Here is a 16111-nt window from a genome sequence, read left to right as displayed (position 1 = left end):
AGGACACGGCACAGCCTTGTCCTTATTTTTGCAGGCAAGATATCTGAGCTACAGATGAGATTTATCGCATCGGGTTGCCATTAGGAAATAACCGCTGAGAATCGCGATCGCCAGCAGCGTCATTTTGGGGATTGCGAACCAGCACCGTATAAATTTCCGTTGGAATCTCAATTCCAGCCTTGTGCAACGCCTCCTTAATTGCCTGATTGGCGCTAGAAGTAGTCTTGAGAAACTCTAACCGTCGGGAATTTACCCAAAAGCGTATTTCCATACCCACACTGCCAGCAGCTAGTTCTCGAACCAAGACTTCTGGCGGCGGGTTCGACTGCACCCCTTCAACTTGGACAACAGCATCGGTTATGACTTGCGTAGCCGTATTGATATCTGCCTTATAAGTAATGCCCACCGTTACCGAACTGCGCCGATAGGAGTAAGCAGTGTTATTAGTAATACTCGCTTGAAAAACCTCTTGATTAGGAATATAAACCTTTCGCCCGTCATAGGTATTAAGGGTTGTAGCCCTCAGTTGAATTTGGGTGATGGTTCCCTCGAATTCCTTAATCACGACCTGATCGCCTAAGCGAAAAGGTCTGCCTGCAAGTAAAATCATTCCAGAAATGTAATTACTAAAAATTTCTTTAAGACCAAAACCGATAGCAACGCTAGTTAGTCCCACCGCTCCTAGTAAGGCTCCAAAGTTGAGTCCTAAGACACCCAGAGCAACTACTGAGCCAAATACCCAAACACCACCGTATCCCACTCGTCCCAAGAGAATTTCAGCACTGCGATCGCCTTCTGTCTTTTGCGCCCATTTCAAAGTGACGTAACGCATTCCCTTGGCAAATCCCCAAGTGATGCCTATCACCAGCAGCGCCCCTAAAATTGACGGCAACTTGCTTATCGTGTCGCGCAGCAAATCCCGCACAGTAATATATAGGCGCTGTCCGACATCAATGGCTAGAGACGGTTTCTCAAAAGCCCCATTCAATTGCCTCGCCCACCTCTCGGCAAGCACTTCTACAGGCAAACCGAAGTCGCGGGCATCCTGTTGAGTCACTGTCATCAAAACGCGGTTATTCACCTGTAAGGTGGCGATTTTCTTGGGATCATCGGGTTTGACGGTGACTTGCTCCAAAGCTTCCGGTTGTGCCAGCACGCTAGCAATACGCCGACTGATAATTTGCGATCGCTCCTTAGCGCTGAGTCCCGCCAAACTTCCGACTTGAAAAACTGGGTATCCTCTGACTATGACATCAGCAAAATAAAGTTCTTCCCCGTAAACCTTTACAGGCGTAGGTTTTGGCGTAGGCATCTGTTGGGTTCCAGCTGGAGTTGCTGTAAACAAAACGCCAGTGATGACGATTAAAATCTGGAAGTGATGTATTTTATTGCGAGTGGAACGATGAAAAAGGTTTTTCATGTCAATTCCAAAAGAGAACCCACATTACAATAAATTAAGTTGTTGGCATCTGACTTCTGACGCGAGACAGGTTTTATAGCGATCGCATCTAAAAATTGAGTAATTGATTGATAGCTAAGTGTAGCTCATGCAGTAAATCCACACCTTTTGATAGATGGAAAAACTCTGCTTTTGGCTAATTTACCATTATTTTTAATAAAGTGTAATAAGTTACAGGCATTAAGCAATTATGGCAGTTTAATTTAACTAGAAACATTTCAAGATGAAAAATATGCTTACTGCCAATAAAGGATTTATTCCAGAAGATTTATTTAAAGCTCCAGAATATGAATTAGCTAAAAATCATAATAAAGAATTACCTGATGTTGAAAAAATCGCTACCAGAGCCAGATATTTAGATTCCTTGGCACCGATTAGCGCTATTCAAGTTTTTGAAGAAATACCTGGCATCAAAAAATCTACTATTTTACTTAATAAGAAACTTTCTTTGAGGTTTGGAATGTTATTCCAGATCGGGTATTACTTCCTGAAGATTTAGAGTTTCTCAAACAAGACGCTAATCGCGTTGAGTCAATAGCTAAAAACCTGCTTTGGTTAGGTGAATCTTGGATAAGTTCACAAATCTTTGAGAAAAAGCTAAAAGTTGGAACTTGGGAAGATGTGCAAAAAGTAGTTAATAAATACGAATATAAGTATGAGTTTATAGATATTGTTGAGGTTCCGTATAAAGTTAGTTTAGAACCCCATAAAAATAAATTTGGGGAAGTTAATGAATATTGGGGCGTGTATCCTACTTGCTGGAATATATCTTTAAATAGAACTCGCGGCTTTAATGGATGTTACATCATAAATGACTACAATTCATCTTACAGCTTTAATATAGAAGTTTGGGCGGGAATCCCGTTTCTTAGGAACCTAAAAACTGGAGAAGTAGTAACGCTAGAAAATTTATAGAGAAAATGCGATCGCCTTCTCTCTACTTAGATGAATCCAGACTAAGAATCATCAGATCCTCACCCATCCGACTTTCTGGGATAGCGAGAACTGGGCGCTAGATACCTTATTTGCGGGAAAGGCTGGGAAAAGATAAATCCAGCCGCCGCGTTCCATGAGTAAGCGGCAAGCTTTAGGCTTTTATGGATCGGCTGTGTAGTCTACCATAGAAATCATGCGCTACTCACTTTTAAGTCGATTTCGCGGCACCTTATTGGGGGCTGCAATTGGGGAAAATTACGCCTATAAAGGCAAAAAACAGTCGCAGCATTCTTCTGGCTGGGACAAAATCGCGGTTTTGGGTGCAGAAAGCTTAATTAAACAATCTAGATTAGATTTAGAAGATTGGTATCGCCTCAAAAGGGAATTATTGGAACCAGAGGGGATGAATCCCGTCTCTACAGAAGCAATTATTTCGACGTTAACTGTGGTGTTATTTTCCCACGAGTATAAAGCGAAACTGCGGCAAAACTTGCAACAAGTTGCCAGCGTTTTTTCAGACGAGCCAGAATTGCAGGATGCGGTGTTGGCGGTGGGATATGCGATCGCCCAATCTCTCAGAGAAAAGTTGAATCCCGCCACATTAATTCCCAAAACCCTCGCCTTTCTAGAAAATTCCCAGACACCTCTGGTGGAACAACTGGGTGCAGTTCAAATATTATTAGAGCAGGGCGCTGGCTTAGAGATGGCTGTAACCCAACTGTGTCGGGATGCTCAGCCAAATAGTACCCCAATTGCCTTAGCCTTTTACTGCTTCCTTAGCACCTTAGAAGATTTTCGACTCAGTGTCGCCCGTGCGGCTCGTAGCGGCTACCAAACCCAGATTACCTGCGGTTTAGTCGGTGCCATGTCTGGAGCGTATAACACTACAGCGGGCATTCCTGTGGGATGGCGGCTACCTTGTAAACAGCATTGGGGAATGACGTCAATAGCCCAATTGCTGCAACTATCCGACCGCCTCTTTGGCGTTTGGTCTGGTGTTTATGATCCTTCTACAGATGTAGAGACACAAAATTTTGCGTCTCTAAGTAGCGCTGTGGCAGCTCCGCGCGTAATTCAGCCACGTTAACTTTTTTTAGTCCCAAGAATAGATGCCAAGATTATAGTTGGTAAAAGGAAATCAAATCTGATAAGATTATTTCCCCACAGGGGGCTAGGCATTCCCATCGGAGTTCTGTAAGGTAGGAAGAAGCCAACAATCGGGTGCCGCCTAGAGGTAAAGATTGCTGTTAGATGCCTTGAACCCAAGCAAAGTTAGCTCCCTCTCACCACGCCTGTCGCCTGAAACGGCAGTCATAACCATACTATGAAGACGCTTCAGTCATTGACACATCAGCTTGATCAATGGCGGCGAACGAACCAGCCTATTCGCAATCTTTTTCCATCCCGCTCATCTCGTCGAGCAACAGATGGATCGGCGCGAGGCTTGCGGCTAGGTATTGATTCTACACTTCGTAGGCGAGGAAACCGTCCCAAGTTCGTTTGGATGCTGGCAGTGGTGTCTCTCACGGGGACCATGGGACAACGCTTTTACAATGCTCCGAAGCTGGATGTCGGTAAGACAGCTCCTCAAACCATCCGCGCTCCCTATGATGCCAGCATTGAGGATTTCAAAACTACGGAAGAAAAACGCAAAGCTGCTCGCACAGGTGCTGTACCAATCTTGATGGTAAATCAAGATGTCACTCAACAAGTGTACGAGGATCTGGAGCGATCGCTTCGCACCGCCGACGACCTTCGACAAATTGCCGGGTTTTTTCCTTTAGTGCCAGCTAATGTATTGTCATATCCCACGCAGATTGCCCTCCGTAAATGTCCGGAATGGGAGTGGCGGGCTGTGCTGGCAGCAGTTAACACCGATATGGATGTTAACCAATCTCAGTTGGGGTCATTGCCTGATGCCGATAAGCAATTAAATGCTTCTACAGCACCAGCTGCGGTTGAACTCCGAGCCTACTATAAGACGGCTAGCCCGGAACAGTTTTCCATCCTGATTAATACAATTACCCAAGCACGCGATCGCTACGACAGGGCTTTAGCTGCGCTCTCAGAAACAGACAAAGCCAGAAGTCGCTACGATGTTTCCCTGCTTGACTTATCGAATGATGTCTGGCAAAAAACCCAAACAGGAATCCTGCAAGCTGCCGAACGCATTCTTACCCAAGGCATTCCTCCAGGCTTACCTGACAGTATCTTACAGGAGGCGCTGAAAGTCCATCTGCCTTCGTTGGTTCCTATCGAAGCTGAGCCTGTAGCCAACCAGTTGTTGCTTTGGGCGCTGCGACCTAACTTAACCGAAGATCAAGAACAAACGAAATTATTCGCAGAACAAGCAGCACAAGCTGTAAAGCCGCAAATGGTGATGGTGCACAAAGGCGAGGCGATTGTCCGAGCTGGTGAGGTAATTTCTCAAGCAGATTTTGTGCTGTTAGATTATTTCAAATTGAGTCGCCGGGGCATCAGTTTGCCTGGTGTGCTGGGGTTTGGGATTCTCATCTCTGGTGCTGTTGGTACTTTCTGGCTGGTGGAACGCCGATTTCACCGGAAAATGCGGCAACGAGATCACCTGCTGGTGTTGCTGCTAACTTTGAGTACGCCAGTGCTGGTGAGTTTGGGTGTTCGCTACACGAACTTGGCAGCTGTTGGGTTACTGGTGGGCAGCTTTTACGGTTCGGCCTTGGGCATCACGGTTGTGGGGCTGCTGAGTGCCGTGTTACCAATTAGCCTGAAAATCGGCTGGGATTATTTGCTGGCTGGTATTGGGGGTGGGATAGTAGTAAGCCTGTTGGCTGGGAGAATGCGATCGCGCGAAGAATTGGCTTTTGTAGGTGTTGGCGTAGGATTAACTCAAAGCACTGTCTACCTAGTGGTAAATCTTATCTTCAGTGCAGCTGCTGGTTCAATTTGGTACACCGTCCTCCAAGAAGCTGCTTTATGTGGTCTTTCCGGTTTAGCTTGGAGTATTGTAGCCCTTGGTCTTAGTCCCTATCTTGAACACGTCTTTGACCTGGTTACACCGATTCGTCTGGCAGAACTTGCTAACCCCAACCGTCCCCTGCTGAAACGATTAGCTGCTGAAGCTCCCGGAACCTTTCAACATACCCTGTTCGTGGCTACGCTGGCAGAAGCGGCAGCCCGGAAACTCGGTTGTAACGTGGAACTCGTCAGAGCGGGTACACTCTACCACGATATCGGCAAAATGCACGACTCATTAGGATTTATTGAGAATCAGATGGGTGGGCCAAATAAGCACGATGAGATTAACGACCCCTGGAAAAGTGCAGCAATTATCAAAAAGCACGTTACCGAAGGTGAGGTGATGGCGCGGCGGTGTCGTTTACCAAAAGCGATTCGGGCGTTTATCCCGGAGCATCAGGGAACAATGCTGATTGCCTATTTTTATCACCAAGCGCAGCAAATCGCCGAAAAAGACCCCAGTAAAGTTGTGCGGGAGGAGGATTTCCGCTATGACGGCCCAATTCCCCAGTCGCGGGAAACTGGGGTGATGATGTTGGCGGATTCCTGCGAAGCGGCGTTGCGAAGTCTCAAAGAAGCCACACCGGAACAAGCGCTAGCGATGATTAACAAAATCCTCCGCGCCCGTTGGCAAGATAACCAGTTAGTAGATTCTGGGCTAACGCGAGAAGATTTAACCTGCATTGCCCAAGTCTTCGTGCAAGTCTGGCAACAGTACAATCACCAACGCATTGCTTATCCTAAATTAGTAGTTAATTCAGAGAAAAGTTGTCAGGCATCAGTTTGAAATAGCTAATAGCTAAGACTATTGGCTCATTCCTAGAAAAGCTTATTTACTATTAGCCATTAGTTGCTGACAGATAATGTTGTAATAATCCAATTACTAACTCTGGCTGCTCTAAATGCGGTAGAACTCCTGTTCCCGGAACTGGTTGAAACACGGAAATTGCTTGTTTATTTAGCCCAGCTAAACGCCGCCCCAGTCGAAGCTTAGTAAATTGCGCTTCCTCTCCCCAAAGAACGTAAGTGGGAACTGTCAGTTGTTGAATATATAGCGACAGGTCAAAATAAAGGTCGCCCCGCAAAAATGCTAATGCCGCATATTCTGCATTCGGCTGTTGCGCTGATGCCAAAAAAGCCTCTACCATATCTTGAGAAACTCGCTCTGGCTTGGCAAAGAGAAACCGTTCCAAAAAGTTCCTCACCGACACTTCATTCGTCGCCCCAAGCGTATAAATCAACTTATCTAATATGGGAGTACCAATTACCTGAAGCGGTAGTCTGCGCCCCGCATCTTGCCCAAAGTCGGCAAACCCAGACGGACAAACCAAAAACAGTGTCTTAAATAAATCCGGGCGTTGAATAGCAAGGCGAATAGTAATAGCAGCCGTCAGAGAAGAAGCTACCACCTGTAGCGGCGCAAAGCCTTGCTCTCCCGTCGAGATAGAAATCTTTTCCAGAAATTCAGTTAGCGTCTTGAGATAGTCTGCAACTTGGTAATCTCGAACTGGATGAGCCGACTGACCCCAGCCTATCAAATCCGGAGCTAACACGCGGTAAGTGGTAGCAAAAGCTGGGTACACCTTCGACCACTCATAAGCAGACGATCCTCCGCCAAAGCCATGCAGGAAGATTAACGGCGGCAAATCTGCACCTTGTCGGGGTAATGACCAAGGTTGGTCTAGTGCGCTGTAGTAAACCATTGACCCCAGCGAGGTTTCGATAACTTTTTGTTCAAAGCCGAGAGGTTGAAACTGAAGCATGGTTTGGAACGAATGATCTTACTGACATTTTGCCTCAGTAAGATAGCGATCGCTACCCCCGGAGTGCCAATTACACTTTTCTGTAACTACTATCAAGTGCCGCGATGCAATTTTAAAATTAATATGGTGCTGAACCAAAAATGAAAAGAATTATATTTTATACTTAACTGGTAAAATTAAATAATTCCTAGCGATTATTTAATAATTTAACTTGTGCGAACTGATAAAATATTTTATAGCCTATTTCAGGAATTTCCCAGCATCTTTTTTGAACTGATTGGTGTAACAAGTGCGGATGTCGATGCCTATCAATTCACCTCAGTTGAACTCAAAGAAACAGCTTTTAGGATTGATGGGGTGTTCGTCTCGAATCTAGAATATCCTGTTCAACCAGTTTACTTTGTAGAAGTCCAGTTTCAACAAGATTCAACTTTCTACAGACGCTTCTTTGCAGAAATATTCCTTTACCTGCGTCAAAATGAATCTGTTAACTTTTGGCGTGCCGTCGTTATCTATCCTACTCGAAGTATAGAGACAGGCGACGAAGAACCGTATCGGTTGTTACTAGAGAGTACGCAAGTGCAGCGCCTGTATTTGAATGAGTTGGGGGACGCAGCAGAAAACTCTCTGGAAATTGCAGTTGTGCAGTTAATTGTGGAAAGCGAAGCTACAGCGATTAACCGAGGCAGAGAGTTGATTTTGCAAGCGCGTGAGGAACTTGCGGATGAAGCAACCAGGCGAAAAATTTTAGAATTAATAGAGACTATTTTGTTGTACAAATTTACCCGGCTAAGCCGCAAGGAGTTGGCGCAGATGTTGGAAATAGACGACGAATTCAGGCAGACAAGGATGTATCAATCCATCAAGCAGGAAGGCAAAATAGAGGGTAAGCTAGAATCCGTGCCAGGGTTGTTGGCATTGGGGTTGACTGTAGAACAAATAGCAGGCGTATTAGGTTTGACTGTGGAGCAAGTACAGCAAGCATCCGATGATCAGTCTAGCTGATAGCGATCGCATCCATAGCTAGCCGGTTCAAACATCAGCATCGCCATAGGTTTGTCGCCAGCTTTCGGCTTGCTGAAATTTTACGCCTGCTTTTGCAGCTGCTTCTCTGTCGTCACGGCGATCGCCTACCATTAAAACTGAGACAGGTGAATATTTTTGGATAACCAAATTTAGCATTCCTGGGTTGGGCTTGCGAAAATTTCCAGACTCTGAATGCTTGCAGTAATTATGCCACTTTCTACCATCAAAATCTGGACAAAAATAAATTTCTTCGATTTCTGGCAATAACTCCAGCGTGTACTGCTGTTCTTTGATGCAACTTTGGAGAGATTTTTTGCCACTGGCGACACCAGCTTGATTTGTCACGCCAACAATTTTCCAACCAGTAGCGGCGAAATATGCGATCGCATTCTCAACACCTTCGATAATCTGTTGATCGCGCGGACGCTGGATAAACTTATTACCTGAGAGCGGTTGCCTCACAGTACCATCCATGTCCAATATTAATAGGTTTATATCTGCGGTTATTTCTCGATCTTCCTGCTCCATGCCTCAATCTTATCTGTTATCAAAAAGATATATGTGCATTTGAGAATAAAATGTCAAATCAAAACAATCGCTCTAAATGGGATTTTGGCAGATTTTTGCAAACCCTTGCCTATTTCGAGGTTATCCCTTTCCTCAGTTGTCTACAGCGGTTATTCCAAGGTCGTGCCAAGGATAATAAGGACAGACCTACTGGAGAAAAGCGCGTGGGAGTGATACTGGTAGCAGGGGCGACAGGCGGAGTCGGTAAGCGAGTAGTGCGACGATTGGTTGAGCGGGGTTATAGAGTGCGATCACTTGTCAGAGATACCCATAGAGCAAAGGAAATACTTGGCGACAACGTGGAACTGTTCGAGGGAGACATCACCATCCCAGAAACTCTCACTTCCGCAATGATGCAAAACGTAACAGCCATTGTCTGTTGCACGGGTGTCAAAGTGCAGCCAGTCGAAGGCGACACGCCAGATCGAGCTAAGTATTATCAAGGTATTAAATTTTATATGCCTGAAGTCGTGGACAAGCCCGAAATTGTAGACTATCAAGGCATTAAAAACCTAGTACAAGCCGCCTCTGAGCAATTTTCCTCCAATAATAAAGGAGGAGCTGACGAAAAACGGATATTTGATTTTACCAACCCATCGGATGACATCAAAAATACTTGGGGTGCAGTGGATGATGTTGTTATGGGTGGCGTGAGTCAGAGTGGTATCCAACTGGTTGAAAACACTGTACTATTTGCTGGAAACGTGTCAACCGAAAACTCCGGCGGCTTTGCTTCAATTCGCACGAAAAACTTCGAGTCACCGATTGATTTAGCTGGTTACGAAGGTATAGAGTTGCGCGTCAGAGGCGACGGAAAACGATATAAATTCTTTCTTCGTACAGAAGCTAAATGGGATGGAGTTGCCTACAGCCATTCCTTCGATACCGTAGCAAATACTTGGATTAATGTTCGCGTACCTTTTGCCGACTTAATTCCTGTATTCCGTGCCAAAACTTTGACAGATGGAGAGCCAATCAATCCCAGTAAAATTTGCTCGTTTCAATTCATGTTGAGCAAGTTTGAATACGATGGTGGGCTAAATCCCAAATTTTCTCCCGGTGGCTTTGCCTTACAAGTAGAATCCATCAAAGCTTACGGTGGTGAAACTTTACCTCAATTTATCATGATCAGTTCAGCAGGTGTAACTCGTCCTGGCCGCCCTGGAATTAATTTAGAAGAAGAACCGCCAGCGGTGAGAATGAACGAGCAACTCGGAGGAATTTTAACTTGGAAATTGCGTGGAGAAGATAGCGTTAGAGAAAGTGGAATCCCTTACACAATTATCAGACCTTGTGCGCTGACTGAAGAACCAGGAGGTAAGCAATTAATTTTCGAGCAAGGCGACAACATCCGGGGTAAAGTGAGCCGGGAAGATATTGCCGAGTTGTGCATACAAGCCTTAGAACAACCCAAAGCGTGTAACGTAACTTTTGAGGTGAAAGAGGGAGAAAATAGCGCTGACTCCCTAAACTGGCAAAATCTTTTTTCCCGCTTGCAACCTGACAGGTAGGAGAGTATGACAAAATCCTCACAGGACTATTTCCTTCTATAGTTTCCTGTCTTTACCCTGCGTTTTCAGCGCCTGCGATGGCTCGTTTTTCTTGTAATCTAAGCCTACCCACCCACAAAATCTCAACCCTCAAAAAGAAAACCCCAGGCTTATCGCCTGGGGCAAACATCAGGGTGCATCTACTAATCTTTGTTTCCATTAGCAAAGTAGTCTCCTCCGGAAAACTCTAGATTTATTTTTTGCCGATGGTTCACCGGATGCAGCAAATGGTTGCGCCTGCGGCTGAATATAGCGGTAGTCTTATCCTCTGCGTTTAAAGGGCTAGAATCAACCGCAGAGGATTAGGAGAGACTGGAGTTATCCGTTTCTGTCTTGGAGTTGAGTCCATATAAATCCAAAAATACTCCTTGCTTCTAAAAAGGCGTTAACCTTTAACGCCACTGCCAGTATCTGTTGCCACAATGTAACGCTGCAAGAATAGAAAAACTAGCAGTACTGGCGCAATTGAAATAACACTCCCAGCGGCAATTAATCGCCAATCTAGAGAAAATGTCCCGGCAAGATTAGCAACACCCAAAGGAAGAGTGTAATATTCTGGCCTATCAAGGACAATCAAAGGCCAAAGAAAGTCACTCCAAGAACCAATAAAAACAAAAAGAGCCAAGCAAACCAATGCTGGACGAATTGCTGGAAGCATTACGTGCCACCACAAGCCTAACTCAGAACAGCCATCCATCCGGGCAGCTTCTTCGAGTTCTTTGGGGACTCCTTGAAAAGCTTGGCGCAGTAGAAAAATTCCAAAGGCAGATGCAACGCTTGGCAAAATAACACCCAAATAAGTGTTTCTTAAACCGAGTTGCACCGTCAAAATATACAGGGGAATCATCACTATCTGGAACGGAATCATGATAGTAGAGACAACTCCGGCAAAAATCATGTCGCGTCCCCGAAAATTTAGCCGCGCTAACGGGTAAGCGGCGAGGGAGCAAAACAGCAAATTTAAGCCTACTGTTAGGACTGCAATTAGGGTACTGTTAAACAAATACTGCCCAAAGGGATTTGTTTGCCAAACTTGCACAAAGTTCTGGAATGTCGGTTGGCTTGGCACCAGCTGGGGCGGAAATTGAAAGATGTTTTCTGATGGGGATTTTAGGGATGTGCTGATAAGCCAAATCAGAGGGAAAAGCATAATCAGCGCGATCGCACCCAATATCCCATACATCCACACAGTTTTTATTTGTGAGTTCTTCGCTTGGTTATTTGGTTTTTTAGCCTGGTAATTATTCATCTACAATTACACTTTATATTTCCAATTAATGGTCATCCCTAAATTATCAACTATTGCGCCTTTACTGCCAAAAATTTGCTAATGATTTTCCTACAAATACTTGTAATTAACATTATCATGTCATATTATGTGAATGTATTGGTCTAACCAAATGCTTGCTAAAGGTAGGTGGTTAGAGCGCAGAGGACAATGTCCTCTGCGCGGAAATCAGAAATTTGGAGATTTGATTCATCGCATCATCCTCAAACCCGTTTCTGTACAAACGCCATGCAAGGGTTTATCCCATTCATCAATAGGTAATTCGGGCGAAAGAGCAAATTCAAACGCAATCCCTATAGTCGGTTTGTCCGCCCACGGAAATGAACTTAGCAAGCGATCGTAATAACCACCACCGTAACCTAAGCGATATCCGCGAACATCACAAGCCACAGAAGGTAGAAGAATTAAATCAACTTCATCTGGTTGCAAGATGGGAGCATCTGGGTGCGGTTCAAGAATACCATAAGCTCCCTGGCTCGTCGATTCTCCAGATGTGCAGATATGCCACATCAGGGAATCGCCAATACATCGGGGAAATCCCCATCTGCGATTATCTACAAATAAAGGGCTGAGGTCTGGTTCCTGTCGAAAGCTGAAGTAAGCGAGGACAGTTTTAGCCTGAGTAAATAGAGGCGAGGATTGCAGGTAAGTGCAGATGCGATCACTATTTTCTCTCCATTTTCTCACAGGCATAAATTGCCGTGTTTTGAGAAGCGATCGCCGTAATTCTACTTTATCTCGTTGATTATCAACTTTGTTCACAAGTTCTATGGATAGGCTGGTTGTGAGATTATACTAGCTTCCATCTTAGTGTCTCCCTATACCAGGAGCCTTGCTGGGCGCTTGGTAAGAAGATTTTGGATACTGACAACAAAAAAACCCGCTTTGTTTAACAAAACGGGTTTTTCACACTCAGATTTTTTCGACTTACTCTGCGTGTTGTCGATACCACTCAATGGTATTTTTTAGACCTTGCTTGAAGTCAACTTTGGCGGTGAAGCCAAATTCTCGGCAAGCCCGTTCGGTATCTAAACAGCGGCGTGGTTGACCATTCGGCTTATCTGTTTCCCAAACAATTTCGCCCTCATAGCCCATAAGTTCGCAAATCAGTTCTACCAACTCTTTGATGGAAATCTCATAACCTGTTCCCAGGTTCACGGGTTCTGTACCATCGTAGTCCTGCGTACCCATGACGATACCCAAAGCAGCATCAGTTGAGTACAGAAACTCGCGGGTAGGACTACCATCGCCCCATACAGGTAGATGCTTATCTCCCCTAATTTGGGCTTCGTGTACCTTGCGAATCAAAGCTGGGATAACATGGGAACTCTTGGGGTCAAAGTTGTCTTCTGGGCCATACAAGTTTACGGGCAACAGGTAAATACCATTAAAGCCGTACTGCTGTCGGTAAGATTGGAGTTGAACTAATAAAGCTTTCTTAGCAACGCCGTAGGGGGCGTTGGTTTCTTCCGGGTAGCCATTCCAAAGGTCATCTTCTTTGAATGGCACTGGCGTAAACTTGGGATAAGCGCAGATGGTGCCAACACAGGTAAACTTTTGGACACCAGCTTGATAGGCGGCATGAATCAGCTGAGCGCCCATCATCAAGTTGTCATAGAATAATTCAGCAGGTTTTACCAGATTCAAGCCAATGCCGCCGACGTGGGCTGCGAGGTGAATCACGACATCCTGGTGTTCGACAGCGCGTTGGCAAGCTTCGAGTGATCGCAAATCATAATCGCGCGATCGCGGTATTGTAATCTTCTCTAGGTCTGCCCCTGCTAACCTCAGCTGTTCCACCACCTGACGCCCCAAAAAACCAGCCCCACCCGTAACTAGAATCCGTTTATTGCTCAAATCTAAAGTAGCCATATTTTCTGACCATCCTTCCCTAAATTTTTGGATATCTGCTAAAAATTATGAGTTATGAATAAACTCATAACTCATAATTCATAACTCCTAACTTTTAACTTTCTAGTCGTGCATACTACCGGCAGCCTGGCGAATCGTAGCCATATCCAGAGGGGAGTGGGAACCGTTACCGTTAGGTGAAGTTAAGCCTAAAGCTTGCATATCCCCTTCCACCATCAAATGAACTAATTCTTCAAAAGTAACAGAAGGTTTCCAGCCTAGTTTCTCTAGAGCCTTAGTCGGATCGCCGATGAGTAACTCCACTTCTGCTGGACGCAGGTAGCGTTCGTCAAACTCTACATAGTCATGCCAATCCAAATTGACGTAATTAAAAGCAACATCTAGGAATTGGCGAATTGAGTAAGTTTCTCCGGTTGCTACTACGTAATCATCCGGCTCCTCTTGCTGGAGCATCAGCCACATTGCTTTTACGTAGTCTTTAGCATAGCCCCAGTCCCGCTTGGAATCGAGATTACCTAAGTAGATTTTTTTCTGTTTTCCGGCAATGATGCGAGCGATCGCTCTGGTAATCTTTCGCGTTACAAACGTTTCGCCCCGGCGCGGACTCTCGTGGTTAAATAATATCCCGTTACAGGCAAATAAGCCGTAAGATTCCCGATAATTTACCGTTTGCCAGTGAGCATAAACCTTGGCACAAGCATAAGGACTGCGGGGGTAAAAGGGTGTCGTTTCCTTCTGAGGCACCTCCTGCACCTTACCAAACATCTCAGAAGAACCCGCCTGATAGAAACGTACCTCAATCCCGGTACGCTGTTGGTAGTCTCTAATTGCTTCCAACAAGCGCAGCGTCCCCATTCCCACCGCATCGACAGTATATTCCGGCGAGTCAAAGCTGACCCTTACGTGAGATTGAGCGCCCAAATTGTAAATTTCTACTGGCTTGACTTCCTCTAAAATCCGGCGCAGGGTGGTGCCATCAGTTAAGTCGCCATAGTGCAGAAACAACCGCACGCCCTCTTTGTGAGGGTCTTCGTACATATGGTCTATGCGGTCTGTGTTAAACGTAGAAGTCCGGCGGATGATACCGTGAACCTCATAACCTTGCTCAAGCAATAACTCACTTAAGTAGGAACCGTCTTGTCCAGTAATACCTGTGATTAGTGCGATCTTGCGTTGCGTCATACTTAATCTTCCCTATAGCCTCTGACCAAATAATTGTCTTGACAACAGCTCTAAATTCTCTTTTGATTTTCTCTCGCCATCTACGAGAGCTAACAGCACCCAATTTTGTGAAAAATCCCTCTATCAGTAGAGGAAATCCCTAAGTCACTACTTAAGTTAACTCAAAATTTCTCGGAGAACATCAGGAATATACGTAGAGTATGCCCAGAATCAAAATAAAACTTACGTATTTCGACGGTAGACTGAGAATTTTCCAGGTCTAGGGTGGAGAAGAGATCAGCACAGAGGAGAAAACTTTAGTTATAAGAATGCAACTTGGTATATAAATGCCCACACTAAAATCTACAGCCCTTCTGCGGCAGGGAGAAAAGCTGTAGCGGTCAAAAGCAAGCACCACCAGCAAATTAATAAATTGCTGATCATCAGTTAATGCCATGTGCAACTAGGATAAGCCCCCCTTTCTTGCCCGAAGATTTGGGGAAAGCGATCGCTTTCCCTACACCCTGTCTTTCGGACGCTTTTTAAGCTCTTTTGGGGAAGCAACACATGAGTTGGTCTGTTCTTTCGATTTCCCCTAGCCCCCCATAAATTGGGGGGGTATGAGCTGTAAAGTTGCACATCGGGTCAGCTATTTTTCAGTAGGCACCATTGTCTTTGGGGGATATGACAATGCCAATCGTTTTTATCACCACGCACAGATCGAGCCAGAAATTCCTGGCATTGACGTAATAGACATCTATCTGCACTCGGCGGGGATAGGGGATATCGTTGCGTCCAGAAACTTGCCACAATCCGGTAATTCCAGGGCGAATCATCAACACTTTATCAATTTGATTCCCGTATTTTGACAGTTCCTCTGGAACTAGAGGTCTTGGCCCGACAACGCTCATGTCCCCTGTGAGGACGTTCCAGAACTGGGGAAACTCATCCAGGCTAGTCACCCTTAGGAATTTACCAATCCAGGTGATCCGAGGGTCATCTTTGAGCTTGAAATTGTCCTCAAATTCCTCACGCAGATCCGGTGATGTTGCAATCATTTGCTCCAACAGCTCGTCTGCATTCACCACCATCGTTCTGAATTTGATACACCTAAAAGGCTTATAGTCTTTCCCCACGCGTTCCTGAATATAAAAAATCGGCCCTTGCGAGCTGAGGGCAATCAGCAAGGCCAACAGCAGGTAAACCGGAGAAAACAAAATCAAAACCGATAGCGAAAACACAACATCAAAACATCGTTTAACGGAATCTCGGTCTAGACGTTGTAGAGAGAGGTCGCGGTGTTTGCTCAAACCTCTTTGTCTACCTATCGGCGTCAGTGGGTGAAACCCTCGTTTCACCAGCGCCAATAACGTCTTGCCGGAGATAAGTTGGCTCTCGGCAGTCATCTTACTCCTTCACATCACACCACACAGTCCCGATCATAAAGCCACAAGACACCGGAAGACAGCGAATTGTGTTCTAAGAAGTGGAATTT

14 protein-coding genes are annotated in these 16111 nt (G+C 45.3%); 6 read left to right on the top strand and 8 right to left on the bottom strand.

Annotated features, from left to right (window positions below):
• Nucleotides 1–61 precede the first annotated feature (61 nt).
• Nucleotides 62–1420, bottom strand: coding sequence for a mechanosensitive ion channel family protein (locus H6F63_RS08990; RefSeq protein ID WP_190636679.1), 1359 nt, complete (start codon nucleotides 1418–1420; stop codon nucleotides 62–64).
• Nucleotides 1421–1691: 271 nt separating this feature from the next.
• On the opposite strand from H6F63_RS08990, the gene H6F63_RS08985 reads away from it, so the two are divergent.
• The 4 genes from H6F63_RS08985 (at nucleotide 1692) to H6F63_RS08970 (ending at nucleotide 6176) form a co-directional block, all read left to right on the top strand.
• Nucleotides 1692–1958: a hypothetical protein gene (locus H6F63_RS08985; RefSeq protein WP_190636677.1), complete on the top strand. Its 267-nt coding sequence runs from the start codon at nucleotides 1692–1694 to the stop codon at nucleotides 1956–1958.
• A 122-nt stretch (nucleotides 1959–2080) separates the two neighbouring features.
• The gene (locus tag H6F63_RS08980) at nucleotides 2081–2374 is read left to right on the top strand and encodes a hypothetical protein (RefSeq protein ID WP_190636675.1); all 294 of its coding nucleotides are present in this window, start codon (nucleotides 2081–2083) and stop codon (nucleotides 2372–2374) included.
• A gap of 214 nt (nucleotides 2375–2588) precedes the next feature.
• Nucleotides 2589–3482 carry an ADP-ribosylglycohydrolase family protein gene (locus H6F63_RS08975; protein ID WP_190636673.1) on the top strand — a complete coding sequence of 298 codons (894 nt, stop codon included), beginning with the start codon at nucleotides 2589–2591 and terminating at the stop codon, nucleotides 3480–3482.
• Nucleotides 3483–3719: 237 nt separating this feature from the next.
• The gene (locus tag H6F63_RS08970; protein ID WP_190636671.1) at nucleotides 3720–6176 is read left to right on the top strand and encodes an HD family phosphohydrolase; all 2457 of its coding nucleotides are present in this window, start codon (nucleotides 3720–3722) and stop codon (nucleotides 6174–6176) included.
• A 52-nt stretch (nucleotides 6177–6228) separates the two neighbouring features.
• Here the strand turns inward: H6F63_RS08970 and H6F63_RS08965 are convergent, their stop codons facing one another.
• Nucleotides 6229–7152 carry an alpha/beta hydrolase gene (locus tag H6F63_RS08965; RefSeq protein WP_190636669.1) on the bottom strand — a complete coding sequence of 308 codons (924 nt, stop codon included), beginning with the start codon at nucleotides 7150–7152 and terminating at the stop codon, nucleotides 6229–6231.
• Nucleotides 7153–7365: 213 nt separating this feature from the next.
• Between H6F63_RS08965 and H6F63_RS08960 the strand changes: the two genes are divergently transcribed.
• Nucleotides 7366–8157, top strand: a complete 792-nt coding sequence (locus H6F63_RS08960) for an Rpn family recombination-promoting nuclease/putative transposase (protein WP_190636667.1) — start codon at nucleotides 7366–7368, stop codon at nucleotides 8155–8157.
• A 27-nt stretch (nucleotides 8158–8184) separates the two neighbouring features.
• Here H6F63_RS08960 and H6F63_RS08955 read toward each other — a convergent pair whose 3' ends face one another.
• Nucleotides 8185–8706: an HAD-IIIA family hydrolase gene (locus tag H6F63_RS08955; protein ID WP_199297892.1), complete on the bottom strand. Its 522-nt coding sequence runs from the start codon at nucleotides 8704–8706 to the stop codon at nucleotides 8185–8187.
• A gap of 50 nt (nucleotides 8707–8756) precedes the next feature.
• Here H6F63_RS08955 and H6F63_RS08950 point away from each other — a divergent pair, with 50 nt between their 5' ends.
• Nucleotides 8757–10256: a CIA30 family protein gene (locus H6F63_RS08950; RefSeq protein WP_190636665.1), complete on the top strand. Its 1500-nt coding sequence runs from the start codon at nucleotides 8757–8759 to the stop codon at nucleotides 10254–10256.
• A gap of 424 nt (nucleotides 10257–10680) precedes the next feature.
• Here H6F63_RS08950 and H6F63_RS08945 read toward each other — a convergent pair whose 3' ends face one another.
• The 5 genes from H6F63_RS08945 to H6F63_RS08925 form a co-directional block, all read right to left on the bottom strand.
• On the bottom strand, nucleotides 10681–11544 hold the full coding sequence (locus H6F63_RS08945; protein ID WP_190636662.1) for a carbohydrate ABC transporter permease: 864 nt from the start codon (nucleotides 11542–11544) through the stop codon (nucleotides 10681–10683).
• Between the two features lie 228 nt (nucleotides 11545–11772).
• Entirely contained in the window at nucleotides 11773–12345 is a 573-nt protein-coding gene (locus tag H6F63_RS08940; RefSeq protein ID WP_190636660.1) for a 5-formyltetrahydrofolate cyclo-ligase, read from the bottom strand.
• Nucleotides 12346–12510: 165 nt separating this feature from the next.
• The gene (locus H6F63_RS08935) at nucleotides 12511–13455 is read right to left on the bottom strand and encodes a GDP-L-fucose synthase (RefSeq protein ID WP_190636658.1); all 945 of its coding nucleotides are present in this window, start codon (nucleotides 13453–13455) and stop codon (nucleotides 12511–12513) included.
• Nucleotides 13456–13557: 102 nt separating this feature from the next.
• On the bottom strand, nucleotides 13558–14637 hold the full coding sequence (gene gmd, locus H6F63_RS08930) for a GDP-mannose 4,6-dehydratase (RefSeq protein ID WP_190424162.1): 1080 nt from the start codon (nucleotides 14635–14637) through the stop codon (nucleotides 13558–13560).
• A gap of 635 nt (nucleotides 14638–15272) precedes the next feature.
• Nucleotides 15273–16022, bottom strand: coding sequence for a sugar transferase (locus H6F63_RS08925; RefSeq protein WP_190455148.1), 750 nt, complete (start codon nucleotides 16020–16022; stop codon nucleotides 15273–15275).
• Nucleotides 16023–16111 lie beyond the last annotated feature (89 nt).

The sequence above is a fragment of the Trichocoleus sp. FACHB-40 genome (assembly GCF_014695915.1).
Lineage (GTDB): Bacteria > Cyanobacteriota > Cyanobacteriia > Cyanobacteriales > FACHB-T130 > Funiculus > Funiculus sociatus.
Note: the sequence above shows the minus strand (reverse complement) of the source record. Positions and strands in the feature narration are given on the sequence as shown.

What these genes read in the sequence shown, in the direction of transcription:
- H6F63_RS08990 (WP_190636679.1), bottom strand. Translation starts at nt 1,420, where the DNA reads ATGAAAAACCTTTTTCATCGTTCCACTCGCAATAAAATACATCACTTC.
- H6F63_RS08985 (WP_190636677.1), top strand. Translation starts at nt 1,692, where the DNA reads ATGCTTACTGCCAATAAAGGATTTATTCCAGAAGATTTATTTAAAGCT.
- H6F63_RS08975 (WP_190636673.1), top strand. Translation starts at nt 2,589, where the DNA reads ATGCGCTACTCACTTTTAAGTCGATTTCGCGGCACCTTATTGGGGGCT.
- H6F63_RS08970 (WP_190636671.1), top strand. Translation starts at nt 3,720, where the DNA reads ATGAAGACGCTTCAGTCATTGACACATCAGCTTGATCAATGGCGGCGA.
- H6F63_RS08965 (WP_190636669.1), bottom strand. Translation starts at nt 7,152, where the DNA reads ATGCTTCAGTTTCAACCTCTCGGCTTTGAACAAAAAGTTATCGAAACC.
- H6F63_RS08955 (WP_199297892.1), bottom strand. Translation starts at nt 8,706, where the DNA reads ATGGAGCAGGAAGATCGAGAAATAACCGCAGATATAAACCTATTAATA.
- H6F63_RS08950 (WP_190636665.1), top strand. Translation starts at nt 8,757, where the DNA reads ATGTCAAATCAAAACAATCGCTCTAAATGGGATTTTGGCAGATTTTTG.
- H6F63_RS08945 (WP_190636662.1), bottom strand. Translation starts at nt 11,544, where the DNA reads ATGAATAATTACCAGGCTAAAAAACCAAATAACCAAGCGAAGAACTCA.
- H6F63_RS08935 (WP_190636658.1), bottom strand. Translation starts at nt 13,455, where the DNA reads ATGGCTACTTTAGATTTGAGCAATAAACGGATTCTAGTTACGGGTGGG.
- gmd (WP_190424162.1), bottom strand. Translation starts at nt 14,637, where the DNA reads ATGACGCAACGCAAGATCGCACTAATCACAGGTATTACTGGACAAGAC.
- H6F63_RS08925 (WP_190455148.1), bottom strand. Translation starts at nt 16,022, where the DNA reads ATGACTGCCGAGAGCCAACTTATCTCCGGCAAGACGTTATTGGCGCTG.